Genomic DNA, 20,738 nt, shown 5'->3' with positions numbered 1-20,738 from the left:
ACGGTGAGCAGATGGATCTCTTCGAATACCAGGCGAAGGAACTCTTCGCCAAGCACGGAGTGCCGACTTCGGCTGGACGTGTTACAGACACAGTCGCCGGCGCACGCGAGATTGCCGAAGAAATCGGTAAGCCCGTGATGGTGAAGGCACAGGTCAAGGTAGGCGGCCGCGGCAAGGCCGGTGGCGTCAAGTACTCGCCCGACGTGGATGCCGCAGTGGCAAACGCCGAGGCAATCCTGGGCCTGGACATCAAGGGCCATGTCGTCAAGAAGCTGCTGGTCGCAGAGGCAAGTGACATTGCCGAGGAGTACTACATCTCCTTCCTGCTCGACCGCACCAACCGCACCTACCTGGCCATGTGCTCGGTAGAGGGTGGCGTCGAGATCGAGGTCACCGCCGAGGAGAACCCCGACGCTCTCGCCAAGATCCCCGTCGACGCAGTCAAGGGCGTCGACCTCGCGTTCGCGCGCAGCATCGCCGAGGCAGGAAAGCTGCCCGCAGAGGTGCTCGACGCAGCGGCCGTGACGATCCAGAAGCTGTGGGAGGTCTTCATCGGCGAAGACGCACTCCTCGTCGAGGTCAACCCCCTCGTTCGTACTCCTGACGATCAGATCCTCGCCCTCGACGGCAAGGTCACCCTCGACGAGAACGCAGCGTTCCGTCAGCCCGGCCACGAGGCATTCGAGGATCGCGACGCTACCGATCCCCTCGAGCTCAAGGCCAAGGAAAACGACCTCAACTACGTCAAGCTCGACGGTGAGGTCGGAATCATCGGCAACGGCGCAGGCCTGGTCATGTCCACGCTGGACGTCGTCGCATACGCCGGCGAGAACCACGGTGGCGTCAAGCCCGCCAACTTCCTCGACATCGGCGGCGGAGCTTCCGCTGCAGTCATGGCTGCCGGCCTGGATGTCATCCTCAACGATGCACAGGTCAAGAGCGTGTTCGTCAACGTCTTCGGCGGCATCACCGCGTGTGACGCAGTTGCCAACGGCATCGTCGGCGCACTGAAGACCCTGGGTGACGAGGCCAACAAGCCGCTCGTCGTTCGCCTGGACGGAAACAACGTCGAAGAGGGTCGTCGCATCCTCGCCGAGGCCAACCACCCGCTGGTCACGGTCGTCGCAACCATGGACGAGGCCGCCGACAAGGCCGCCGAACTCGCTCACGCAGCGAAGTAAGGGACTCACAGAACAATGGCAATCTTCCTCACCAAGGATTCAAAGGTCATCGTCCAGGGCATCACCGGCGGCGAGGGCACCAAGCACACCGCTCTGATGCTCAAGGCCGGCACCCAGGTCGTCGGCGGCGTCAACGCTCGCAAGGCCGGCACCACGGTCTCGCACGTTGCAGCTGACGGTTCCCCTGTCGAGCTCCCCGTCTTCGCGACGGTCGAAGAGGCAATCAAGGAGACCGGCGCAGACGTCTCCATCGCATTCGTTCCCCCGGCCTTCTCGAAGGACGCCATCGTCGAGGCCATCGACGCGGAGATCCCGCTCCTCGTGGTCATCACCGAGGGCATCCCGGTTCAGGACTCCGCTTACGCTTGGGCGTACAACGAGTCCAAGGGCAAGAAGACGCGCATCATCGGACCGAACTGCCCCGGCATCATCACCCCGGGTGAGGCCCTCGTCGGCATCACGCCCGCCAACATTGCAGGCACCGGCCCCATCGGCCTGGTCTCCAAGTCGGGCACCCTGACCTACCAGATGATGTACGAACTCCGTGACTTCGGCTTCTCCACCGCCATCGGCATCGGCGGCGACCCGGTCATCGGAACCACCCACATCGACGCCATCGAGGCGTTCGAGAAGGATCCCGAGACCAAGGTCATCGTGATGATCGGTGAAATCGGTGGCGACGCCGAAGAGCGTGCAGCCGATTACATCAAGGCCAACGTCACCAAGCCGGTCGTCGGCTACGTGGCAGGCTTCACCGCTCCCGAAGGCAAGACCATGGGCCACGCCGGTGCCATCGTCTCCGGTTCCTCGGGAACTGCTCAGGCAAAGCAGGAAGCTCTCGAAGCTGCAGGCGTGAAGGTCGGCAAGACGCCGTCCGCTACCGCTGCTCTCGCTCGCGAGATTCTTCAGTCCCTGTAAGGGGCTTCGCCCCCGTGCGTGGTTAGGGAGTCTCCGGACTCCTTAACCACGCACAGTGGTATCGACCCACATCGACCCGGCAGGTTCCAACTGCCCGGCACCGGATGTGATGGATGCGACGATCGAATCGAGATCGTCGGCGTCACCGGCGGCGAGCGTCATCACCGCCTTCGATCCATACGTAGTTCCGAGCACCGAGACGCCCCGCGCTCTCAGCTCCGCTTCCACCCGACCGGCCTCTGAGTGCCGGATCGCCAAAGTGCGCAGGACCTTTCTCTCCCTGGCCACAAGCTCGGCCGAATCGAGAGCCACCGAGACCGCTCCCGAATACGCGCGGACCAATCCACCGGCGCCGAGCTTGATTCCGCCGAAATAGCGCGTGACGACAACAATCACATCGACCAGATCTCGAGACTTGAGAACTTGAAGCATCGGCACCCCGGCAGTGCCGCCCGGTTCACCGTCGTCGTGTGCACGCTCGACGCGTGAGTTCGCCTCGTATCCGATCACGAAAGCCGAACAATGATGGCGCGCATCGGGATACAGCGATTTCTGCTCCGCGACGAACTCCGTGGCGGCTTCGGCGTCGTCTACCCGGTGAAGCGCGGCGATGAATCGTGAGTGCTTCACCTCGGTTTCGACGACGTGGTCGGCGCCGGGCGCGAGGGTGAAGGGCATCTGCCCATTGTCTCCTGTCGGTGTTAGCGTGCGAAGTCGAGACACATACGCTGGTAACCATCGAAGACCGTCTACGAGGAGAAGTCATGACGTTCACGCCGCAAGGGCCCAGCTTCGGGCCACCGAATCAGCCGGCAGCGGGCGGTGGAACCAAGAATCTCGGATTCATCCTGCTCATCGCCGTCGCGGCACTCGGCCTGATCAATTTCCTGCTCGGTTTTGCGCCCTTCACGTCGATCAGTGGAAGCAGCAGCGGCATCGGTAGCGGCCTGGATACCAGTTCGAGTTTCTTCGAATCGAGCATCTACGGCCTCGGATTCGTTTTCGCCGGCGGTGTGGTCGCAGGCGTCTCGCTGCTCCCGAAGCAGTCGTATGCAGGCATTGCCGCAGCGCTCACCCTCACGGGTTTCTTCGCTTTGGTGTTCGCCGCGTTCTCCGTCGGTACCAGCGACTACGTCGACATCAGCCTCGGTTGGGGCCTGATCATCGTGCTGATCCTCTCGTTCGTGCAGACCGTCGTCGCAGTCGCCGCGTTGTTGTTCGAGATCGGAATCCTGAAGGCGCCCGCGCCCCGACCGGTAGCTCAGCAGTACGGTCAGCAGCAGCCTTACGGCCAGGCGCCGGGGCAGGCGCCAGGTCAGCCACAGGGATACGGACAGGCTCAGTACGGCCAGCCTCAGCAGGCTCAGCAGCCGGGCCAGTACCAGCAGAATCCGCAGTACGGGCAGGCGCAGCAGCAGGGATACGGGGGAGCGCACGCCGCCCCCACAGACCCGACCGCTTCGCAGCCTTACGGCCAGACTGCGCCTCCATACGGTCAGAACCCTGTGCAGAATCCCGGACAGACCGACTCGTCGGCCGCGACGACGTCGTCTTACTATCCGCTGACCTCTCAGCCCGGTGGCCAGCCGAACCCGAGTTACTCGTCGGATCAGTTCACCGCTCCACGCGGTTACGGCCAGCCGTACAACCAGCAGCAGACTGGCTCGACCGAGCAGCCGACGGGCTTCGAGCCGCCCACTTTCGAAGCGCCGACGCCGTCTGCGGAACCTGACCAGGGCAGCAGCGATTCCGCGGCCGAGACCAAGGTCTTCGGCTCGCAGAACCCCGACGAGCGTCAGCAGTAGTACTTCTTCGTTTCACGAACATGAATGTGGCCTCCGACCCGCTGCGGGTGGAGGCCACATTCCGTGAGCCCGACGGCGCGCCTGAGTGCGCGGCGCACTGTCGAGTGAAACCCTCGAGGGGATGAGTTCTTTGATTGATGGCACCCGGTCCCGTCCCACGTCCTCACGACCCGGACGTGGTCGTACTGGCAGCGGCCGCGTCGGCGGCGGTCGCCCGGGACCGAACCCGGACCTGGCGCGCAAGCTGCTGACCGTCGCCTTCCGACCGTCGGGCCTGACGATGCTGCTGATCGCGGCTGTCGTCGTGGTCACTTTGGTATCGGCGAGCAGCGACCTGACCGGAACCTTCGGCGCCATTGCCACCACCTGGTTGGTCATCCACCAGGTGCCGGCGACTATCAGCGGCGTCCAACTCGGTGTACTGCCATTGCTTCCGACGGCCGTCATGATGTGGGTGGTTGCACGCCGATGCGCGTCGACTGCGGTGCACACCGACTCCCGTGACGACACCCTCCGCCTGGTGGGGGCGGCAGTAGCCGGGCCGTTGACTATCACGGCAATCGCTCTCGCCGTTGTCGCCGACGCCTCCGCGGCAATTCCGCTGTCGAGCCCCAACACGTTGGCCGCTTTCGGCTGGGTCGCCGGGATTCACCTGATCGCCGCGTCCGTCGGTGTTGCTGCTGCGCACTGGGATCGCGTCGTCGCCGAGATTCCGCCGTGGGCATCTGCCGCTGTTCGTCCGGCCGCGGCCGCGTCGGCAGCGCTGCTGGCTGCGGGCGCCGTGGCCGTTGTGGTGTCGCTACTCGTGTCGTGGTCGACGGTCGGTGACCTACTCGCACGAGGCAACGGGTTTGTCGGCGTGCTGGGATTGACGGTGTTGTCGCTGCTCTACCTGCCGAACCTCGTGGTCGGTGCAGCCGCGGTGATGACGGGATCGACGGCCGATTTCGGAAACGTCTCCATCAGCGTGTTCGGCAACATCGGTGGAGATCTGCCACCCTTGCCCCTTCTCGGAGCGGTTCCGGAAGGCGTCGCCGGCGGAATCTGGCCGGTGCTGTTGATCGTTCCGGCTGCGGTGGGTGTGATGCTCGGCCGCGATTGCGCTCGACGCATCGCCGGGCAGGACAGTGTGCTCGCAGTGCTGACGGCAGCTGCCGGTGCCGGCGTCGTCATGGCTCTGCTTGCCCTTGCTGCGGGGGGAGACCTCGGGCAGTTCGGCACCGTCGAGGTCCTGTGGTGGGGCTTCGGTCTTCTGACTTTTGCGTGGCTGGGATTGTTCGGAACCGTCTCGGCGCTGTTCGCGATGTGGTTCTCACACCGCGGACACATGAAGGACGAGGTTGCGCCGCCGACGGCTGAAGCGGCTCGAGAATCCGAGCCCGAACTTGCGATCACGGCCGCGGCCACAACGGATGGCGAGGACGACGAAAACGCCGACGAAGTGCTCGCCCAGGAATCTGCGGTGGTAGTGACCAAGGTCGTCGAAGCCGAAATTGTCGAAGAATCAGGCGAACCCGTGCAGGTAGTGACAGAGGAAACCGTCGAGATCGAAGTAGTCGACGCGGAGGTTGTCGCGGCACCCGAGGCGGACCCCACAGCCGGGGCCGAGCCGGAGACCGACCTGCCCTCGAAGCCGCAGGAGTCCAGCGACTAGGCTGTCATGCGGCCGATACTCCGGCCGCATCATCTTCCAGTTCTCAGGAGTAGTGCGCTGACTGCCTCGGCCGACAATCCGCAGCCGACAATGCCCGACAGGGTCCAATTTCGCGACTCGGTCGCGCGGGTAGTCGTACTCGCTTCCGGCGCGGGAACCCTGCTGACTTCGCTGATCGACGCTTCGCATGCCGAGGGATACCCCGCCGAGATCGTTGCCGTCGGTGTAGATCGTGACTGCCTCGCCGCCGAGCACGCTGCGGATTCGAAGATCCCGTCCTTCAAGGTCTCGATCAAGACCTACGAAAATCGTGCCGCCTGGGACGAGGCGCTGACAGCAGCAGTGGCCGAGTACGAACCCGATCTCGTGGTCAGCGCAGGCTTCATGAAAATCCTCGGCCCCAGCTTTCTCGAGCGTTTCGGCGGCCGAATCATCAACACTCATCCCGCGTTGCTGCCTGCCTTTCCCGGCGCGCACGCGGTTCCCGACGCTCTGGCGTACGGCGTGAAGGTCACCGGTTCCACGGTGCATCTCGTCGACGGCGGAGTTGATACCGGGCCGATCTTGGCGCAGGAAGCTGTGCCGGTGCATGACGACGACACCGAGTCTTCGTTGCATGAACGCATCAAAATTGTGGAGCGACGGTTGTTGGCGGACGTCATCGCCGCTGTTGCTACGCGCGGAGTGGTTTCCGATGGACGAAAGGCCGTGATCCCCAGTGAGTGAACGCAAGGCTGTGCGCCGTGCACTTGTCAGCGTCTACGACAAGAGTGGTCTGATCGAGCTGGCCACGGGCCTGCACGAGGCCGGTGTCGAGTTGGTCTCGACCGGTTCGACCGCGTCGAAGATCGCCGACGCCGGAATCCCCGTGACGCCGGTCGAGGCTCTGACCGGATTCCCGGAATGCCTCGAAGGCCGTGTGAAGACGCTGCATCCGCGCGTCCACGCCGGCGTTCTCGCCGATACCCGCAAGCCGGATCACCTCGCTCAGCTCGAGGAACTCGGCATCGCGACCTTCGAATTGGTGGTCGTGAACCTGTACCCCTTCACCGAGACGGTTGCCTCGGGCGCTAGCCCGGACGAGTGTGTCGAGCAGATCGACATCGGCGGCCCGTCGATGGTGCGTGCTGCAGCCAAGAACCATCCCTCGGTTGCCGTCGTGGTCGATCCGGCTCGTTACGCCGACGTCCTGACTGCCGTTGCCGGTGGCGGATTCACCTTGCGTGAGCGCACTGTGCTTGCAGCGCAGGCTTTCCAGCACACTGCGTCGTACGACGTCGCTGTTGCGAGCTGGATGACGAGCACGATCGCCGCTGACGAGGACGGCTCGCTGTTCCCGGCCTGGGTCGGTGCTACCTGGAACCGCAGCGCTGTTCTTCGCTACGGCGAGAACCCGCACCAGGACGCTGCGCTGTACGAAAACCCGGCTGCGCCTGCAGGTTTGGCTCAGGCGGAGCAGTTGCACGGCAAGGAGATGTCGTACAACAACTACACGGACTCCGACGCAGCGTGGCGCGCAGCGTACGACTTCACTGATCCGGCCGTCGCAATCATCAAGCACGCCAACCCGTGTGGCATCGCCATCGGCACCGACATCGCCGACGCCCACCGCAAGGCGCATGCTTGCGATCCGGTCAGTGCTTTCGGTGGTGTGATCGCTGCCAACCGCGAGGTCACCGTCGAACTGGCCGAGCAGATCGCCGACATCTTCACCGAGGTCGTCATCGCGCCCTCGTACGAAGACGGAGCTGTCGAGGTTCTGCAGCGTAAGAAGAACATTCGTGTTCTGAAGGCAGCCGCTCCGACCGCTACCGGAATCGAACTGCGTCCGATCTCCGGCGGTACGTTGCTCCAGCAGCGCGACGTCCTGGACGCCGACGGCGACAACCCGGCCAACTGGACCCTCGCCAACGGTGAGGCTGCCGATGCCGAGACTCTCGCTGACCTCGAATTTGCTTGGCGCGCCAGCCGTTCGGTGAAGTCCAACGCGATCCTGCTGGCCTCCGGCGGCGCGTCCGTCGGCGTCGGTATGGGCCAGGTCAACCGCGTCGATGCAGCGCATCTGGCTGTTCAGCGAGCCGGTGACCGCGTCGTAGGTTCGGTTGCAGCTTCGGACGCGTTCTTCCCGTTCCCTGACGGTCTGCAGGTGCTGCTCAACGCCGGCGTCAAGGCTGTTGTGCAGCCGGGTGGTTCGGTTCGCGACAACGAAGTGATTGCCGCAGCCAAGGAAGCCGGTGTCACTCTCTATCTGACCGGTGCGCGCCACTTCGCGCACTGACTCCTGCCTCGGTAGCGGGCCTCGACTCCTCAACGGGAGTTCGGGGCCCGTTCTGCATTCAGGCCGCCCGGGTCTTTCAGGCGGCGCTGCTGTGGGTGCCCTGGAGTTCGCGCGGTGAGCCGGTGATGACCACGCGTGAGGCTCCGCGACTGCGGATCTCGCTGATCAATGCGCCGAGGGTAGCTTCGTGGGCCGCATCGGAGTGTGAAAGATCCAGGGTGACGGCGTATCCGGTGAGGTCACCGGGCAGATCGACATACGGCGGCGCGATGGACAGTTGGTTGACTCGAAGTTTCATGTGGTGCTCCTGCGTGTGAAAGGTAAAAGAAAAGGCACCCGAGGCGTTTGCCCTGGGTGCCCGAGAACGAATCCGGTGAAACTGGGGATCATTCTCGGGGTACACCGCGCTTGTTGCCCATGTGCTTGGCCGACATTGCGGCCGAAAAAATGTGCTTGTCTGCGGTGCAGCTGCGCCACGAAGGTACGGATACGACGTGCGGGTGTAGCGACATGATGTCCGTTCCTTTCTGTGTGGCGTTGCTGGTTAATGGATGACCGTACAGCACGGATCGAGGGTTCGCACCAATAAAAAGCGCCGCGAACGTAAACTCCGGGTGACTTCTGTCCCCAGGTTCGCTGGATTGAAAGAGTCTTCATTGCAGGTCAGGCGTAGAAAGCAGAATTCCCTCCGCGATGGTTCGCGGAGGGAACTTTCTACCTGAAAAAGAGGACGTTCGGTCTGTACGTGATCAGGAGAACGAACGGACCCACGCTGTGAAGGGCTCCGAGAACTCTGCCGAGTACGGAAGCGGCGCGACGTAGTCGGCACCGGTGGACTGTTCGTCGCCGATGTCCTTGAGTACGAAGTTGGCGTTGCGCATCCGCACGGAAGTCAGCGCTGTATGTGAGAGCGCGGCGTCGAGTGCCGCGACATCGGCGGGAATGACTTGGATGTCCTTGTCCGAGCAGCTCGTGAGAACGGGCATGCCCGCCGGTAGCGCCGCCACGAGCGCAACCGGGTCCAATGCGTCTTCCTCGGCGAGTGCCTTGGCATTGGCGTGTACGAGTCCCGCATTCTGCAGCGGCTCGGGCAGGTCATCCGGAACAGTGCCCTCGGATCGCAGCGACTCGACGGCATCGGCGAGCGCGACGCGCAGTTCGTCAGCCAGTTCGACCGGTAACTGACCGGCGCCGACGACCGCATCGAGCTGGCGGTGAATCTGCGTCGTGAGTAGATCGAGAAGTCTGACGCTCAGTGGCTCGAGCAGTGCGAGGGCACTGACTCTGGCGCCCTCCTTCGCGGTGGCGAGGGCCAGTGCGACTACGGCGCCGTCGCTGTGTCCGACCACGAACAAGCGCTCGGGATCGACACCGGGTTGCCCGGCGAGGTAGTCCAGTCCGTCGGAGGCGGCGTCGACAAAAGTGTTGAAGCCGAGATCGGCGATGTCCTCGATCTCGTAGTCGCCGAGGGCGGTTTCGCCGCTGCCGAGCTTGTCGTAACGCAGGCTTGAAATGCCTTGATTTTCAAGAAGATCCGCGATGAACCGCAGAGTTCCGATGTCGCCTTCGAGGAGGGCGCTGTCGCCGTTGCGATCGGTGGGGCCGCTGCCGGCCAGAATCAGCGCGGCCGGGGCAGGGGCGTCGGGTGAGGCGGCCAGGCGAAGACTCCCGTACAGGGTGACGTCGCCGGATTGGAACGAGATCTCGGTGTCGGACATGACGACTTGTCTACCAGGTCGGTGCGGTCAGTCGGTGCGCAGACTCCGGACACGACGCCAGCCACGCCAGCTGAACCACAAGAGCGCGGCGAGCAGGGGAATGATCAGGAGCGGCAAGATCATCGCGATCAAGGAAGTGAAGAAAGTCAGCACATCCTCGATGACGGAAACGACGGGATTTGCCAGCCCACCGGTAGTGGCCGTACTGACCGCGCGAGTGCCGGTCTGCGCGGCGCTGAACGTCAACGCCGTCGGCGCTCCGACGATGATGCCCGCCAACGCGGCCATCGCAGGGTCGAGATGGCTGAAGGCCGCCCAGGCCGCGATCACTCCGGCGATCGGCCCCGTGACGTTCCCGATCACCGAGAGTGCGTTGTCCACGAACGGAATGAGGTCGGCACCCAGTTCGACCACCGCGGCGATTGCCAATGCCACCAGCGCGCCGGTCGATCCGATCCACCGCATCGACTCACCGACGGTGATCCCGAACAGTTCGAAGTGGACGGCAGCGCTGAGCATCAGCAGGGGCAGGAAGGTTCGCATTCCGGACGCTGCGGCGAGTCCGAGGCCGAGCATGGCCGGCAACACCCAGGTATCCATGGGTGGAGTTTAGGTCTACTGTGCGCCTTTATTAACCGCCGGCGGTTAATAAAGGCGCACAGCAAAGTCTCGGAAAGGACCTTTCATGGCGACAAACCCGCAGCCGATGTTCTTCCTCAACCTGCCCGTCAAGGACCTCGGCAAGGCCACCACCTTCTACGAGGGCCTCGGATACTCCAAGAACACGCAGTTCTCCGACGAGAACGCGTCGTCGATGGTCATCAGTGACACCATCGTCGTGATGCTGTTGGCCGAGCCCTTCTTCAAGACCTTCACCACCAAGGGCATCGCCGACACCTCGACGTCGACGGAAGCGCTGCTCGGTCTCTCGGCCGAGACCCGTGAGGCCGTCGACGCCCTCGTCGACAAGGCGCTCGAGACCGGCGGTTCCGAAGGTAACGCGACGCAGGATCACGGCTTCATGTACAGCCGCAGCTTCCAGGATCCCGACGGCCACATCTGGGAAATCATCTGGATGAATCCCGAGAACATCGAGGGCTGAGCGACCGAACTTCCTCGGCGAGAGGCGAAACCCCGCAAACACTCGTAGCGTGGAGTGGTGACTGTCGCAAAAACCCTCGGAGAGCTACGCGCCTCCGGACACGTACAGCGAAGTGTCAAGGAAGAACTACGAGAGAATCTTCTCGCCGCGTTGCGGGACGGCCGTGACCCCTGGCCCGGGATAGTCGGGTTCGAGGACACGGTCGCCCCGCAACTCGAGCGGGCGCTGATCGCCGGCCACGACGTGGTTCTGCTCGGCGAACGAGGTCAGGGAAAGACGAGGTTGCTTCGCACCCTCGGGCTCCTGCTCGACGAGTGGACGCCCGTCATCGAAGGCTCGGAACTGGGGGAGCACCCGTACGAGCCGATCACCCCGGCTTCGATACGTCGAGCCAAGGAACTGGGCGACGACCTCCCGATCGCCTGGCGCCACCGCAGCGAGCGGTACTCCGAGAAGTTGGCGACGCCGGATACCTCGGTCGCCGACCTGATCGGCGACGTCGATCCGGTCAAGGTTGCCGAAGGCCGGAGCCTCGGCGATCCGGAGACCATTCACTTCGGCCTCGTGCCTCGCGCGCATCGCGGAATCGTGGCCATCAACGAGCTCCCCGACCTCGCCGAACGCATCCAGGTCTCGTTGCTCAACGTGATGGAAGAGCGGGACATCCAGGTCCGCGGGTACACGCTTCGGCTTCCGTTGGACGTTCTTCTGGTCGCGAGCGCCAACCCCGAGGACTACACCAACCGCGGGCGCATCATCACACCACTCAAGGACCGCTTCGGCGCCGAGATCCGTACTCACTACCCCGTCGAGTTGGCGGGCGAGATCGCGGTGATCGAGCAGGAGGCGCACCTGGCCGCGGAGGTGCCCGACTACCTTCTCGAAATTCTTGCCAGATTCACTCGCCTGCTCCGCGAATCCACCTCGGTGGATCAGCGATCGGGTGTGTCGGCACGCTTTGCCGTCGCCGGCGCGGAAACCGTCAGTGCCGCCGCGGTACGACGGGCAGCGGTGCTCGGCGAAGCCGATCCTGTTGCACGGCCCGTCGATCTCGAGTCCGTGGTCGAGGTTCTTCGCGGCAAGGTCGAGTTCGAATCCGGTGAAGAGGGACGGGAACTGGAGGTGCTCGAGCACCTGCTGCGTCGCGCGACCGCCGATACGGTTCGGGTACGTCTCGGCGGGATCGACCTGGGGATGCTGGTTGCTGCGGTGGAGATGGGCAACACGATCGTCACCGGTGAATCTGTCACGGCCAAGGCATTTCTCGACGAGCTTCCGGACCTCGAGGTCCTGGACGAAGTAGCCGAACGTCTCGGTGCGCAATCCGACGGCGAGCGTGCCGCCGGTGCCGAACTTGCCCTCGAAGGGCTTTACCTCGCGCGCCGGATCTCCAAAGATCAAGGCCCGGGCGGCCGCTCGGTATATTCGTAAGGGGCAGTGATGATCCACAATCCGCGGTACGGGCCTTACGACGGTGGTCCCGATCCGCTCGCGCCTCCCGTGGATCTGCGCGAGGCCCTGGCAGCAATCGGCGACGACGTGTTGTCGGGCACGTCGCCGCGCCATGCCCTCCGAGAGCTCCTGCGCCGAGGCAACCGGGACATGCGCGGGCTCGACGACCTTGCTGCCCAGGCGAACCGGCGCCGACGTGAGTTGCTACGCCGCAACAATCTCGACGGAACGCTCGACGAGGTTCGTAAGCTTCTCGACAAGGCGGTGCTCGAAGAGCGCAAAGAACTGGCACGTGCTCTCGACGACGACGCACGATTCAACGAAATGCGGATCGAGGAGTTACCGCCGTCGACAGCTCAGGCCGTGCAAGATCTGGCCGACTACAACTGGCGCAGCGAACAGGCTCGCGCGGATTTCGAGAAGATTCGTGATCTGCTCGGACGTGAGGTTCTCGATCAACGCTTCTCGGGAATGAAGCAGGCACTCGAGGGCGCCACCGACGAGGATCGTGAGCAGATACGCCAGATGCTGGCTGATCTGAATCAACTGCTCGACGCGCACTCTCGCGGCGTCGACACTGCGGAGCAGTTCGCGGAGTTCATGGACAAGCACGGGCAGTATTTCCCGGACAACCCGCGCAACGTCGAGGAACTTCTGGATTCTTTGGCGCAGCGCGCGGCGGCTGCACAACGATTGCGGAACTCGCTCTCGCAGGAGCAGCGTGACGAGTTGGATGCGTTGGCGCAGCAGGCGTTCGGTGATCCGAGCCTGATGAGTGAGCTGAGTCAACTCGACCAGTTCCTTCAGGCGGCTCGGCCGGGTGAGGACTGGGAAGGTTCGCAACAGTTCCGCGGCGACAACGGAATGGGGTTGGGTGAGGGGACCGGTGCCCTGCAGGACATCGCCGAGCTGGAATCCTTGGCGGATCAACTGTCGCAGCAATACGCGGGCGCGGCGCTCGACGACATCGACCCCGAGCTACTCGCGCGGCAACTCGGCGACGAAGCCGCCGCTGATGCTCGCACCCTGGCCGATCTCGAAAAGGCTTTGCAGGAACAGGGTTTCTTCGATCGTGCACCGGATGGTCAATGGCGCTTGTCGCCCAAAGCCATGCGACAGCTCGGACAGACTGCTCTGCGCGATGTCGCCGGGCAACTGTCGTCACGAACCGGTCAACGCGATACGCGTCGGGCCGGTGCGATGGGTGAACCGACCGGAGCGTCCCGCGAATGGGAATTCGGGGACACGGAACCGTGGGACGTCACGAGAACCATCACCAACGCCGTCCTGCGTGACCCGGGCCGAATGCCGGTGCGGCTGAGCGTCGTCGATGTCGAGGTGGCCGAAACCGAACAGCGCAGTCAGGCTGCGGTTGCTCTCCTGGTGGACACGTCGTTCTCGATGGTGATGGAAGATCGCTGGGTGCCGATGAAGCGCACCGCTCTGGCACTCAATCATCTGGTGAGTACGCGATTTCGCAGCGACGAACTCCAGTTGATCGCCTTCGGACGCCACGCGCACGTGCTGAGCCCGTCGGAGCTCGCTGGTTTGGACGGCGCGTGGGACCAGGGAACCAACCTGCACCACGCACTGTTGTTGGCGGCCAGGCATCTTCGACGCCACTCCAACGCACAGCCGGTGGTACTGATCGTCACCGACGGTGAGCCGACGGCTCATCTCGAAGCGGACGGAGAAGCCAGGTTCGACTACCCGCCGAGTGCGCGAACCCTCGGTTTGACGGTTCGAGCACTCGACGCGGTGGCCAGGCTGGGCGCCAAGGTCACGTTCTTCCGCCTCGGTGAGGATCCAGGTCTGGCCAGGGTGGTCGACCGGATGGCGCACCGTGTGGGTGGACGCGTCATCGCGCCGGACCTGGACGGCCTCGGCGCCGCGGTCGTGAGTGACTACATGCGAGGTCGCCGCTAATTCTGCCGCCGTCAGTCTTGTTCAGCGGGCTGGTGCTGGGTGATGCAGTGGATGCCGCCGCCACGTTCGAACAGCGGTCTGGCGTCGACGGTGACGACGGTGCGCCCGGGGTAGGCGGCCGCAAGGATCCGGGCCGCTTCGGCGTCGGCCGGATCGTCGAAGCTGCAGGCAATCACTCCGCGATTGACCACGAGATGGTTGATGTAGCTGTAGTCGACGAATCCCTCGTCGTCGCGCAGGATTTCGGGAGCGGGTACCCGAATGACCTTCCACGGCCGGCCGCCGACGTCCGTCGAGCTTTCGAACAACTCGATGATCGTCTTGCTGACGGCGTAGTCGGGGTGCACCGGATTGCGTTGGTCATGGACGAGTACCACTCCGGGGGAAGAGATGGCAGCGACGATGTCGACGTGTCCGCGCGTTCCGTAGGTCTCCTGATCGCGGGTCAACCCGCGGGGAAGCCAGATCACGTGCTTGGCGCCGATGGTGCGGGCGAGTTCGGCCTCGATGTCGGCCTTCGTCAGGTCGGGGTTTCGTCCCGGATCGAGTTGGACGGTTTCGGTGACCAAGACGGTGCCGAGACCGTCGACTTGAATACCGCCGCCCTCGTTGACGATTGGTGAGTCGATCAACTGGGCACCGGATTGTTCGACGACAAATGCGCCGATCTTCGAGTCCTTGTCCCACTGCGCCCAATCCTGTGCACCCCAGCCGTTGAACACCCAGTTGACTCCGCCGAGACGGCCTTCGTCGGACAGGACGAACGTCGGCCCGATGTCGCGCATCCACGCGTCGTCGAGAGGTGCCTCGACGATGTCGACCTTCTCGGACAGGTACTTTCGTGCTTCTTCGACTTCGGCGGGATCGACGACGACGGTGACCGGCTCGAATTCGGCGACGGCGTGGGCGACGGCCGCCCACGTCGAGCGCGCTTCGTGCTGTTCTTCCGCGGTGTCCCCGAGAGAGTATCCGGCGCTCGGGTACGCCATCCAGGTACGTTCGTGCGGTTCACTTTCCGCGGGCATGCGCCAGGTCATCGGTTGGCTCCTGCAGTGTTCACCGGTGCGGTCAGGGCCGAGTAGGTGTCGGGTCGGCGAGTGGCCAGGAACGGGAACAGCGCAAGCCAGTCTTCACGGTGCTGCAGGTCGAGATCTGCGACCAGGACGGCTGATTCGTCGCGCGGAGCCTGAACGAGGATGCGTCCGTACGGGTCCGAGATGAACGACGAACCGTAGAAGGTGATGAGACCTTCACTGCCGTGGCGATTGGGGACAACCATGAAAGTGCCGTTGGCGATACCGTTTCCGACGATCACTTGCTGCCACAGCGGTTGGGTGTCGAAGTTCGGGTGATCGGGTTCCGAGCCGATCGCCGTCGGGTACACCAGGACCTGGGCACCGGCGAGGGAGTATGCACGTGCGACCTCGGGGAACCACTCGTCCCAGCATGTCGGGAGTCCGAACTTGGCGCCGAGTGCCTCGTGAACGGGGTATGCGTCCTCGGACGGACCGCCGCGAAAGTACGTGTCCTCGTAGTACCCGGCCGTCACCGGAATGTGGAGCTTGCGGGTACGACCGAGAAGTTCACCCCCGGGCGAGACCAGGATCGCGGTGTTGAAGCCCAGGCCGTCCTCGGCGTCGCTGCGCTCGTACAACGACGCGTGAACGAGAACCTGGTTCTCCGCGGCGGCCTTGGTGGCGAAGGCGAAAGTGGGTCCGGTGAGCAGGTCTTCCGCCGCGCGTCCGGGATTGTCGCCGGCCGGGGTGGAGGCGGGGTAGCGGCTGAGCGTCAGCTCCGGAAGAAAGACCACGGAAGCGCCCAGCTTCGCTGCGGACGCAATGCCTTCGCTCAATTCAGCGTGGAGGTCGTCTTGGTCCTCGTGCCAGCGATGTTGGACGAGACCTACACGCAGAGGGGTGGACGTGGACGGCGAAGTCGCGGCCGGTGACTCGGGTGGGGTGAGGGCGGTGATCGTCAGCATGGGGTTTCCTCGGTGCTCGGGTATTCGACGTTCAACGTAAAACGAATGTGATTCGTTAAGTATGGTGGGTGAGCGCTGATTGATCAAGGACTTTCGAGGAATTGTTTTTTGCAGCGCCCCGAACGGTGTGGATCACTACAGGAGGACATATGCCGCGGCCATCGCAACGACTGCTCTCACCGGCGATCATCACCGAGGCAGCGATCGAGTCGGTGGACGAATCCGGCGACTTCACCATGCCGGGACTCGCCGCAAGACTGAAGGTTCGACCGTCCTCGCTCTACAACCACGTTTCCGGACGAGCCGAGATCGTCGAACTGATGAGGGCTCAGCTGATGGCAGGAATCGACGTCGAGTCGGCCTCGGGGACCTGGAGTGAGACCGTCGCGGCGCTGGCAGCCGAGTACCGGCGAAGCTACGCCGCGCATCCTCGTCTGATTCCGCTCTTCACGGCCCAGACGGTGCAGGCCGGTGTGGCGTTCACCCTCTACAACGCATTGGCGCAGGCATTTGCCGATGGTGGCTTCGACCCGACCGAAACACTGCACGCGATCACGACCGTCGACAGTTTTGTTCTCGGTTCGGCCCTGGACCTGGCGGCGCCGGACGTCCAGTGGGCGTCGGGACCCGAAGCCAACGACGCGATGAAGGCGGCGTTGGCAACGTCCGGGAAAAATCCCGAACGTGCCGACGCCGCCTTCGAATTCGGCTTGCGCGTGTTGATGGCGGGCCTGATCGCGCAGGCCCCCGAATCTACTGTCTCCTAGGACACGCTGAGGTCGTTCTCGTCGCGCAGAGCCTCCGTGTCGCGGTTGAGGGTCTTGCCCTCGAAGAACTCGGGATTGCGCACTCGCATGACCATCATCAGGACCGCGCCGAGGATGAGGATTCCGAAGCCGAGGAAGAAGACCAGGCCGATTCCGCCGATGGATGCTCCGCTAGCATTGTCCGGATTCATACTCTCCTGGACCGAAATGACGAACACCGCAAGCAGCATGAGGCCACCGATGAGTGGGAACGCGAGCCGGAAGACGAAGTTTCGTACGCTCTCGAAAAGCGTCTTGCGGAAGTACCACACGCACGCGAATGCGGTGATGCCGTAGTACCAGCAGATCATGATGCCGAGTGCGGCGATCGTGTCGAGCAGAGCACTTTCGGACAGGAACGTGACGACGCTGTAGAACACTGCGGTTACCGCGCCGGCCACGACGGTCGCGTACGACGGCACCAGGAACCGAGGCGAGACCTCGGCGAGCTTCTTGGGGAAAGCTCCGTATGCACCCATGGCGAGCATGGTTCGTGCCGCGGGCAGGAACGTGGTCTGCAGGCTGGCGACTGAAGAGACGAAGACCGCGAGGAACAGAAGCATTCCGCCCCAGTTGCCCAGGACCGGGTCGGCCAGAGCGCCGAAGACGTTCTCGGAGTTGTCGGGATTGCCGAGGCCGAGGCCTTCCTCGCCGACGCCGGCGTACATCATCGCGGCAACGGCGACCAGCAGGTAGGTAAGGAGAATGGTTGCGACACAGAGCAAACCGGCGCGGCCGGGGGTCTTCTTGGGGTTCTTCGACTCCTCGCCCAGCGTGAGACAGGTATCCCAGCCCCAGAACGCGAAGATCGATCCGGTGAGTCCGATGACAAACGCACCGATGGCGAGTCCGCTGAACGGGTTGAACCAACTCAGGTCGAAGGACAATCCGGCCGGGGCGTCGCCGGCGCCGACGTGAACCAGTGCAACGACGGCGAAGACGACCAGCAGCACCATCTGGAAGCCGACGAGCGCGAACTGTACGCGCTCGCTGGTGGTGATTCCCCGACTGGCAATCCAGGTGGCCAACGCGATGAACACCAGTGTGGTGCCGACGTTGACGAATTTATTGCCCGGCAGATCGGCGATGGAGGGATTGTCGGCCACCCGCGCGATGAACAGATAGAAGAAGTCGACGGCAATTGCAGCGAGGTTCGAGAGCACGATGATGGTGGCGATCACCATGCCCCAGCCGCACATCCAGCCGACGTACGGTCCGAATGCCTTGGTGGACCACGTGAATGACGCTCCGCAGTCAGGAGTGTCGGAGTTCAGTTCGCGGTACGCGTACGCGGTGAGGAACATCGGGATGAAGCCGGCGATGAAGATGGCGGGCATCTTGAGACCGACCGCAGCGACGATCAATCCGATGCTGGCCGTCAGGGTGTAACCCGGTGCCACGGAGGAGATTCCGAGCACCGCGCCGGAGATCATGCCGATCTTGCCGGTGGCGAGGCCTTTGGAACTCAGTTCGGTGCTGGTCATGACAGTGCCTCCGGCTGGGTGAATTCGTGCTTGGGCACTACGACCATGGGTACGGGCAGTACGCGCAGCATCTTGGCGGCGGTGGAGCCCAGGAACAGTTTGCGGGGCTGTGCGAGGCGACTTGAACCGACCATCACGAGGTCGCCGTCCTGCCAGTCCAGTTGACGCACTGCCGATTCCACGGTAGATCCGTCGGCAATGATGACCTCGATGGGGAACTCCGCGGGGAGCGCGGCTCTTGCGACGTCGAGTGTGTCCTGAGCGTGATTTCGTGCACGCTCCCTGGCCGACTCGGCGGTGTCGCGATGATCTCGCAGATCGTTCTGGGGGTCGAGCGCTACCAGTGAGACCAGTCGCAACGGAACCTGCATCAGTTCGCTGGCGCGCACGGCGGTGTTCAAGACGATGTCGGCGCCGACACGGGTGCCGAGTGCACAGGTGACCTCTCGTATCGCAGTGGCCGCCGAGTGCCGCGTTCCGCGAGGCGCCAGTGCTACCGGGACGTGGGCGGAGTGAAGCAGTTCGGTCGAGACCGAACCTATCGCGTGACGGCCGAGCAAACCGTCGCCGGAAGCTCCCACCACGATCGCGAGCGCATTCAGTCGGTCCACTTCGTCGAGCAGGCCCTGAGCGAACGACTCGTGGAAGCTCAGGTGTACTTCCACCTGGATGTCCTCGGGCACCGACGCTTTCGCCTCGGCGAGCCAGTCGTGTGCACGCGCGGCGAGGATGTCGTCGTAGCCGGCTTCCGAGGGAACCTTGGCCGGCAGTGTCCGATCCGGTGGGAGGACCATGCAGATGTCGAGTTGCGCGCCGAGACTGCGCGCGAGCTGGGCCCCGAGGACCAGCCCGTCTTTACCGCTGGGTGTGGCGAGGTATCCGACGATAAGGCGCATGGTGGCTCTTTTCCGGATTGGAGGAATCTGCTGTGCGCCTTTATTAACCGCGGGGGGTTGATAAAGGCGCACAGCAGGAGGGGCGGCGACTCAGTCGTGCGAACTCATGACGTGCTTGAGACGGGTGTAGTCCTCGACTCCGTAGGCCGAGAGATCCTTGCCGTAACCGGAATACTTGAAGCCGCCGTGCGGCATTTCGGCGACGAGCGGGATGTGGCAGTTGATCCACACCGCACCGAAGTCGAGAGCAGCGGAGACGCGTTGCGTGACACCGTGATCCTTGGTCCAGATGCTCGAGGCCAGGCCGAACCGAACGTCGTTGGCAAGCGTGATCGCCTCCTTCTCGTCGGAGAAGCTCTGGACTGTGAGGATAGGACCGAAAGTCTCTTCCTGCACGATGTCGTCCGATTGCGCGACGCCGGTGATGACGGTCGGCTCGAAGAAGAATCCGGTTTCGCCCGAACGCTTTCCGCCGGTAACGATCTTGGCCGACGCCGGCAGGTTCGCGATCTTGTCGCTCACGGCGTTGAAGTGATTGATGTTGTTGAGCGGGCCGTAGAAGGCATCAGGATCGGAAGGCGCTCCGGGGCGCAGCTTCTCGGCGTTCCGGACGAGGGCTTCGACGAGCTGATCGTGGATGGACTCGTGAACGATCACGCGAGTGGCCGCGGTGCAATCCTGGCCGCCGTTGAAGAACGCTGCCTCGGCGATGCCGGTGGCGGTCTTCTCGATGTCGACGTCGCCGAAGACGATCGCCGGCGCTTTGCCGCCCAGTTCGAGGTGCGCGCGCTTGAGTTGCTGTGCTGCGGACACGGCGACAGCGATGCCCGCCCGCACCGAACCGGTGATCGAGACGAGACCGAGGGCCGGGTTCTCCACCAACGTCGCTCCGGTTCCGCCGTTGCCGAGCACGACGTTGAACACGCCGTCCGGCAGGATGCCCTTCGAGAGCTTCGCCAGGACCAGCGTGCTGCCCGGTGTGGTGTCGCTGGGCTTGAGGACGATCGTGTTGCCGGCCGCGAGGGCGGGCCCGATCTTCCACAGCGCCATCATGAACGGGTAGTTCCATGGAGTGACCTGACCGACGACGCCGATCGGCTCACGACGGACGTAGGAGGTGAAACCCTCCATGTACTCTCCGGCCGCCTTGCCTTCGAGAAGTCGTGCGGCTCCGGCGAAGAACCGCATCTGATCGGCTCCGACCTTGACCTCTTCGTCGGCGATCATCTGGTGAGCCTGGCCGGTGTTGGCGCTTTCGGCTGCGACGATTTCGTCGCTGTGCGCTTCGATGGCGTCGGCGAGCTTGAGGAGTGCAGCCTGCCGCACGCTCGGCGTCGTCTTGCCCCAGGTCTCGAATGCTCTCTGTGCGGCTTCGACGGCGGCGTCGACGTCTTCCTTCGTGGAGACCGGCGTACGCCCGACCACACTCTCGTCCACGGGGTTGATCAGGTCGAGTGTTTCCGTCGCGGCTGAGGCGACGAATTCACCGTTGATGTAGTTCTCGAGTACGACGATCGACATCGGTACCGGTTCCTCT

19 protein-coding genes are annotated in these 20,738 nt (G+C 63.8%); 10 read left to right on the top strand and 9 right to left on the bottom strand.

What is annotated here, in order from left to right:
- The first annotated feature begins 11 nt into the window (after positions 1-11).
- Both sucC and sucD read left to right on the top strand, forming a co-directional pair.
- Positions 12-1,181 (top strand): ADP-forming succinate--CoA ligase subunit beta, encoded by a 1,170-nt coding sequence (gene sucC / locus QM609_RS27120; protein WP_003946426.1) that lies wholly within the window; start codon positions 12-14, stop codon positions 1,179-1,181.
- Between the two features lie 15 nt (positions 1,182-1,196).
- Positions 1,197-2,099 carry a succinate--CoA ligase subunit alpha gene (gene sucD / locus QM609_RS27115; RefSeq protein WP_003946432.1) on the top strand — a complete coding sequence of 301 codons (903 nt, stop codon included), beginning with the start codon at positions 1,197-1,199 and terminating at the stop codon, positions 2,097-2,099.
- Between the two features lie 42 nt (positions 2,100-2,141).
- Here sucD and QM609_RS27110 read toward each other — a convergent pair whose 3' ends face one another.
- Entirely contained in the window at positions 2,142-2,777 is a 636-nt protein-coding gene (locus QM609_RS27110) for an IMPACT family protein (protein WP_003946418.1), read from the bottom strand.
- Positions 2,778-2,863: 86 nt separating this feature from the next.
- Between QM609_RS27110 and QM609_RS27105 the strand changes: the two genes are divergently transcribed.
- The 4 genes from QM609_RS27105 (at position 2,864) to purH (ending at position 7,836) form a co-directional block, all read left to right on the top strand.
- Positions 2,864-3,904, top strand: coding sequence for a DUF5336 domain-containing protein (locus tag QM609_RS27105; RefSeq protein WP_030534877.1), 1,041 nt, complete (start codon positions 2,864-2,866; stop codon positions 3,902-3,904).
- A 121-nt stretch (positions 3,905-4,025) separates the two neighbouring features.
- Positions 4,026-5,558, top strand: a complete 1,533-nt coding sequence (locus QM609_RS27100) for a cell division protein PerM (RefSeq protein WP_050655577.1) — start codon at positions 4,026-4,028, stop codon at positions 5,556-5,558.
- Between the two features lie 6 nt (positions 5,559-5,564).
- A complete protein-coding gene (gene purN / locus QM609_RS27095; RefSeq protein ID WP_030534875.1) occupies positions 5,565-6,284 on the top strand; it encodes a phosphoribosylglycinamide formyltransferase in 720 nt (239 codons plus the stop codon).
- Complete coding sequence (gene purH, locus QM609_RS27090) at positions 6,277-7,836, top strand: bifunctional phosphoribosylaminoimidazolecarboxamide formyltransferase/IMP cyclohydrolase (protein ID WP_003946407.1); 1,560 nt, start codon at positions 6,277-6,279, stop codon at positions 7,834-7,836. The genes purN and purH overlap by 8 nt, the downstream gene beginning before the upstream one ends.
- Before the next feature lie 76 nt (positions 7,837-7,912).
- Here the strand turns inward: purH and QM609_RS27085 are convergent, their stop codons facing one another.
- The 3 genes from QM609_RS27085 to QM609_RS27075 all read right to left on the bottom strand — a co-directional run bounded on the left by QM609_RS27085 (position 7,913) and on the right by QM609_RS27075 (position 10,154).
- Complete coding sequence (locus tag QM609_RS27085; RefSeq protein ID WP_003946391.1) at positions 7,913-8,134, bottom strand: hypothetical protein; 222 nt, start codon at positions 8,132-8,134, stop codon at positions 7,913-7,915.
- 451 nt (positions 8,135-8,585) lie between these two features.
- Positions 8,586-9,554 (bottom strand): alpha/beta hydrolase family protein, encoded by a 969-nt coding sequence (locus QM609_RS27080; protein WP_007727595.1) that lies wholly within the window; start codon positions 9,552-9,554, stop codon positions 8,586-8,588.
- A 27-nt stretch (positions 9,555-9,581) separates the two neighbouring features.
- Positions 9,582-10,154, bottom strand: coding sequence for a DUF4126 domain-containing protein (locus tag QM609_RS27075; RefSeq protein ID WP_050657077.1), 573 nt, complete (start codon positions 10,152-10,154; stop codon positions 9,582-9,584).
- An 85-nt stretch (positions 10,155-10,239) separates the two neighbouring features.
- Here QM609_RS27075 and QM609_RS27070 point away from each other — a divergent pair, with 85 nt between their 5' ends.
- From QM609_RS27070 to QM609_RS27060, 3 genes are read left to right on the top strand one after another with little or no spacing between them, the layout of a single operon-like run.
- Positions 10,240-10,656 carry a VOC family protein gene (locus QM609_RS27070; protein WP_003946398.1) on the top strand — a complete coding sequence of 139 codons (417 nt, stop codon included), beginning with the start codon at positions 10,240-10,242 and terminating at the stop codon, positions 10,654-10,656.
- Positions 10,657-10,710: 54 nt separating this feature from the next.
- The gene (locus QM609_RS27065; RefSeq protein WP_102999408.1) at positions 10,711-12,087 is read left to right on the top strand and encodes an ATP-binding protein; all 1,377 of its coding nucleotides are present in this window, start codon (positions 10,711-10,713) and stop codon (positions 12,085-12,087) included.
- Between the two features lie 9 nt (positions 12,088-12,096).
- On the top strand, positions 12,097-14,034 hold the full coding sequence (locus QM609_RS27060; RefSeq protein WP_050656890.1) for a VWA domain-containing protein: 1,938 nt from the start codon (positions 12,097-12,099) through the stop codon (positions 14,032-14,034).
- Positions 14,035-14,045: 11 nt separating this feature from the next.
- Here the strand turns inward: QM609_RS27060 and QM609_RS27055 are convergent, their stop codons facing one another.
- Both QM609_RS27055 and QM609_RS27050 read right to left on the bottom strand, forming a co-directional pair.
- A complete protein-coding gene (locus QM609_RS27055) occupies positions 14,046-15,071 on the bottom strand; it encodes an agmatine deiminase family protein (protein ID WP_050656889.1) in 1,026 nt (341 codons plus the stop codon).
- Positions 15,068-16,015: a nitrilase-related carbon-nitrogen hydrolase gene (locus tag QM609_RS27050; protein WP_054188815.1), complete on the bottom strand. Its 948-nt coding sequence runs from the start codon at positions 16,013-16,015 to the stop codon at positions 15,068-15,070. Before QM609_RS27050 ends, QM609_RS27055 begins: the two co-directional genes overlap by 4 nt.
- Before the next feature lie 149 nt (positions 16,016-16,164).
- On the opposite strand from QM609_RS27050, the gene QM609_RS27045 reads away from it, so the two are divergent.
- On the top strand, positions 16,165-16,782 hold the full coding sequence (locus QM609_RS27045) for a TetR/AcrR family transcriptional regulator C-terminal domain-containing protein (RefSeq protein WP_030536334.1): 618 nt from the start codon (positions 16,165-16,167) through the stop codon (positions 16,780-16,782).
- On the opposite strand, the gene QM609_RS27040 is transcribed toward QM609_RS27045, so the two are convergent.
- The 3 genes from QM609_RS27040 to QM609_RS27030 all read right to left on the bottom strand — a co-directional run bounded on the left by QM609_RS27040 (position 16,779) and on the right by QM609_RS27030 (position 20,722).
- Positions 16,779-18,305, bottom strand: coding sequence for an APC family permease (locus tag QM609_RS27040; protein ID WP_003946397.1), 1,527 nt, complete (start codon positions 18,303-18,305; stop codon positions 16,779-16,781). The genes QM609_RS27045 and QM609_RS27040 overlap by 4 nt on opposite strands.
- Positions 18,302-19,201: a universal stress protein gene (locus QM609_RS27035; RefSeq protein WP_007727555.1), complete on the bottom strand. Its 900-nt coding sequence runs from the start codon at positions 19,199-19,201 to the stop codon at positions 18,302-18,304. The genes QM609_RS27040 and QM609_RS27035 overlap by 4 nt, the downstream gene beginning before the upstream one ends.
- Positions 19,202-19,291: 90 nt before the next feature.
- Complete coding sequence (locus QM609_RS27030) at positions 19,292-20,722, bottom strand: gamma-aminobutyraldehyde dehydrogenase (RefSeq protein ID WP_003946421.1); 1,431 nt, start codon at positions 20,720-20,722, stop codon at positions 19,292-19,294.
- Positions 20,723-20,738: the final 16 nt, after the last annotated feature.

The sequence above is a fragment of the Rhodococcus sp. IEGM 1302 genome (genome assembly GCF_030056935.1).
Lineage (GTDB): Bacteria > Actinomycetota > Actinomycetes > Mycobacteriales > Mycobacteriaceae > Rhodococcus_F > Rhodococcus_F qingshengii.
This window is presented reverse-complemented; position numbering and strand designations above follow the sequence as displayed.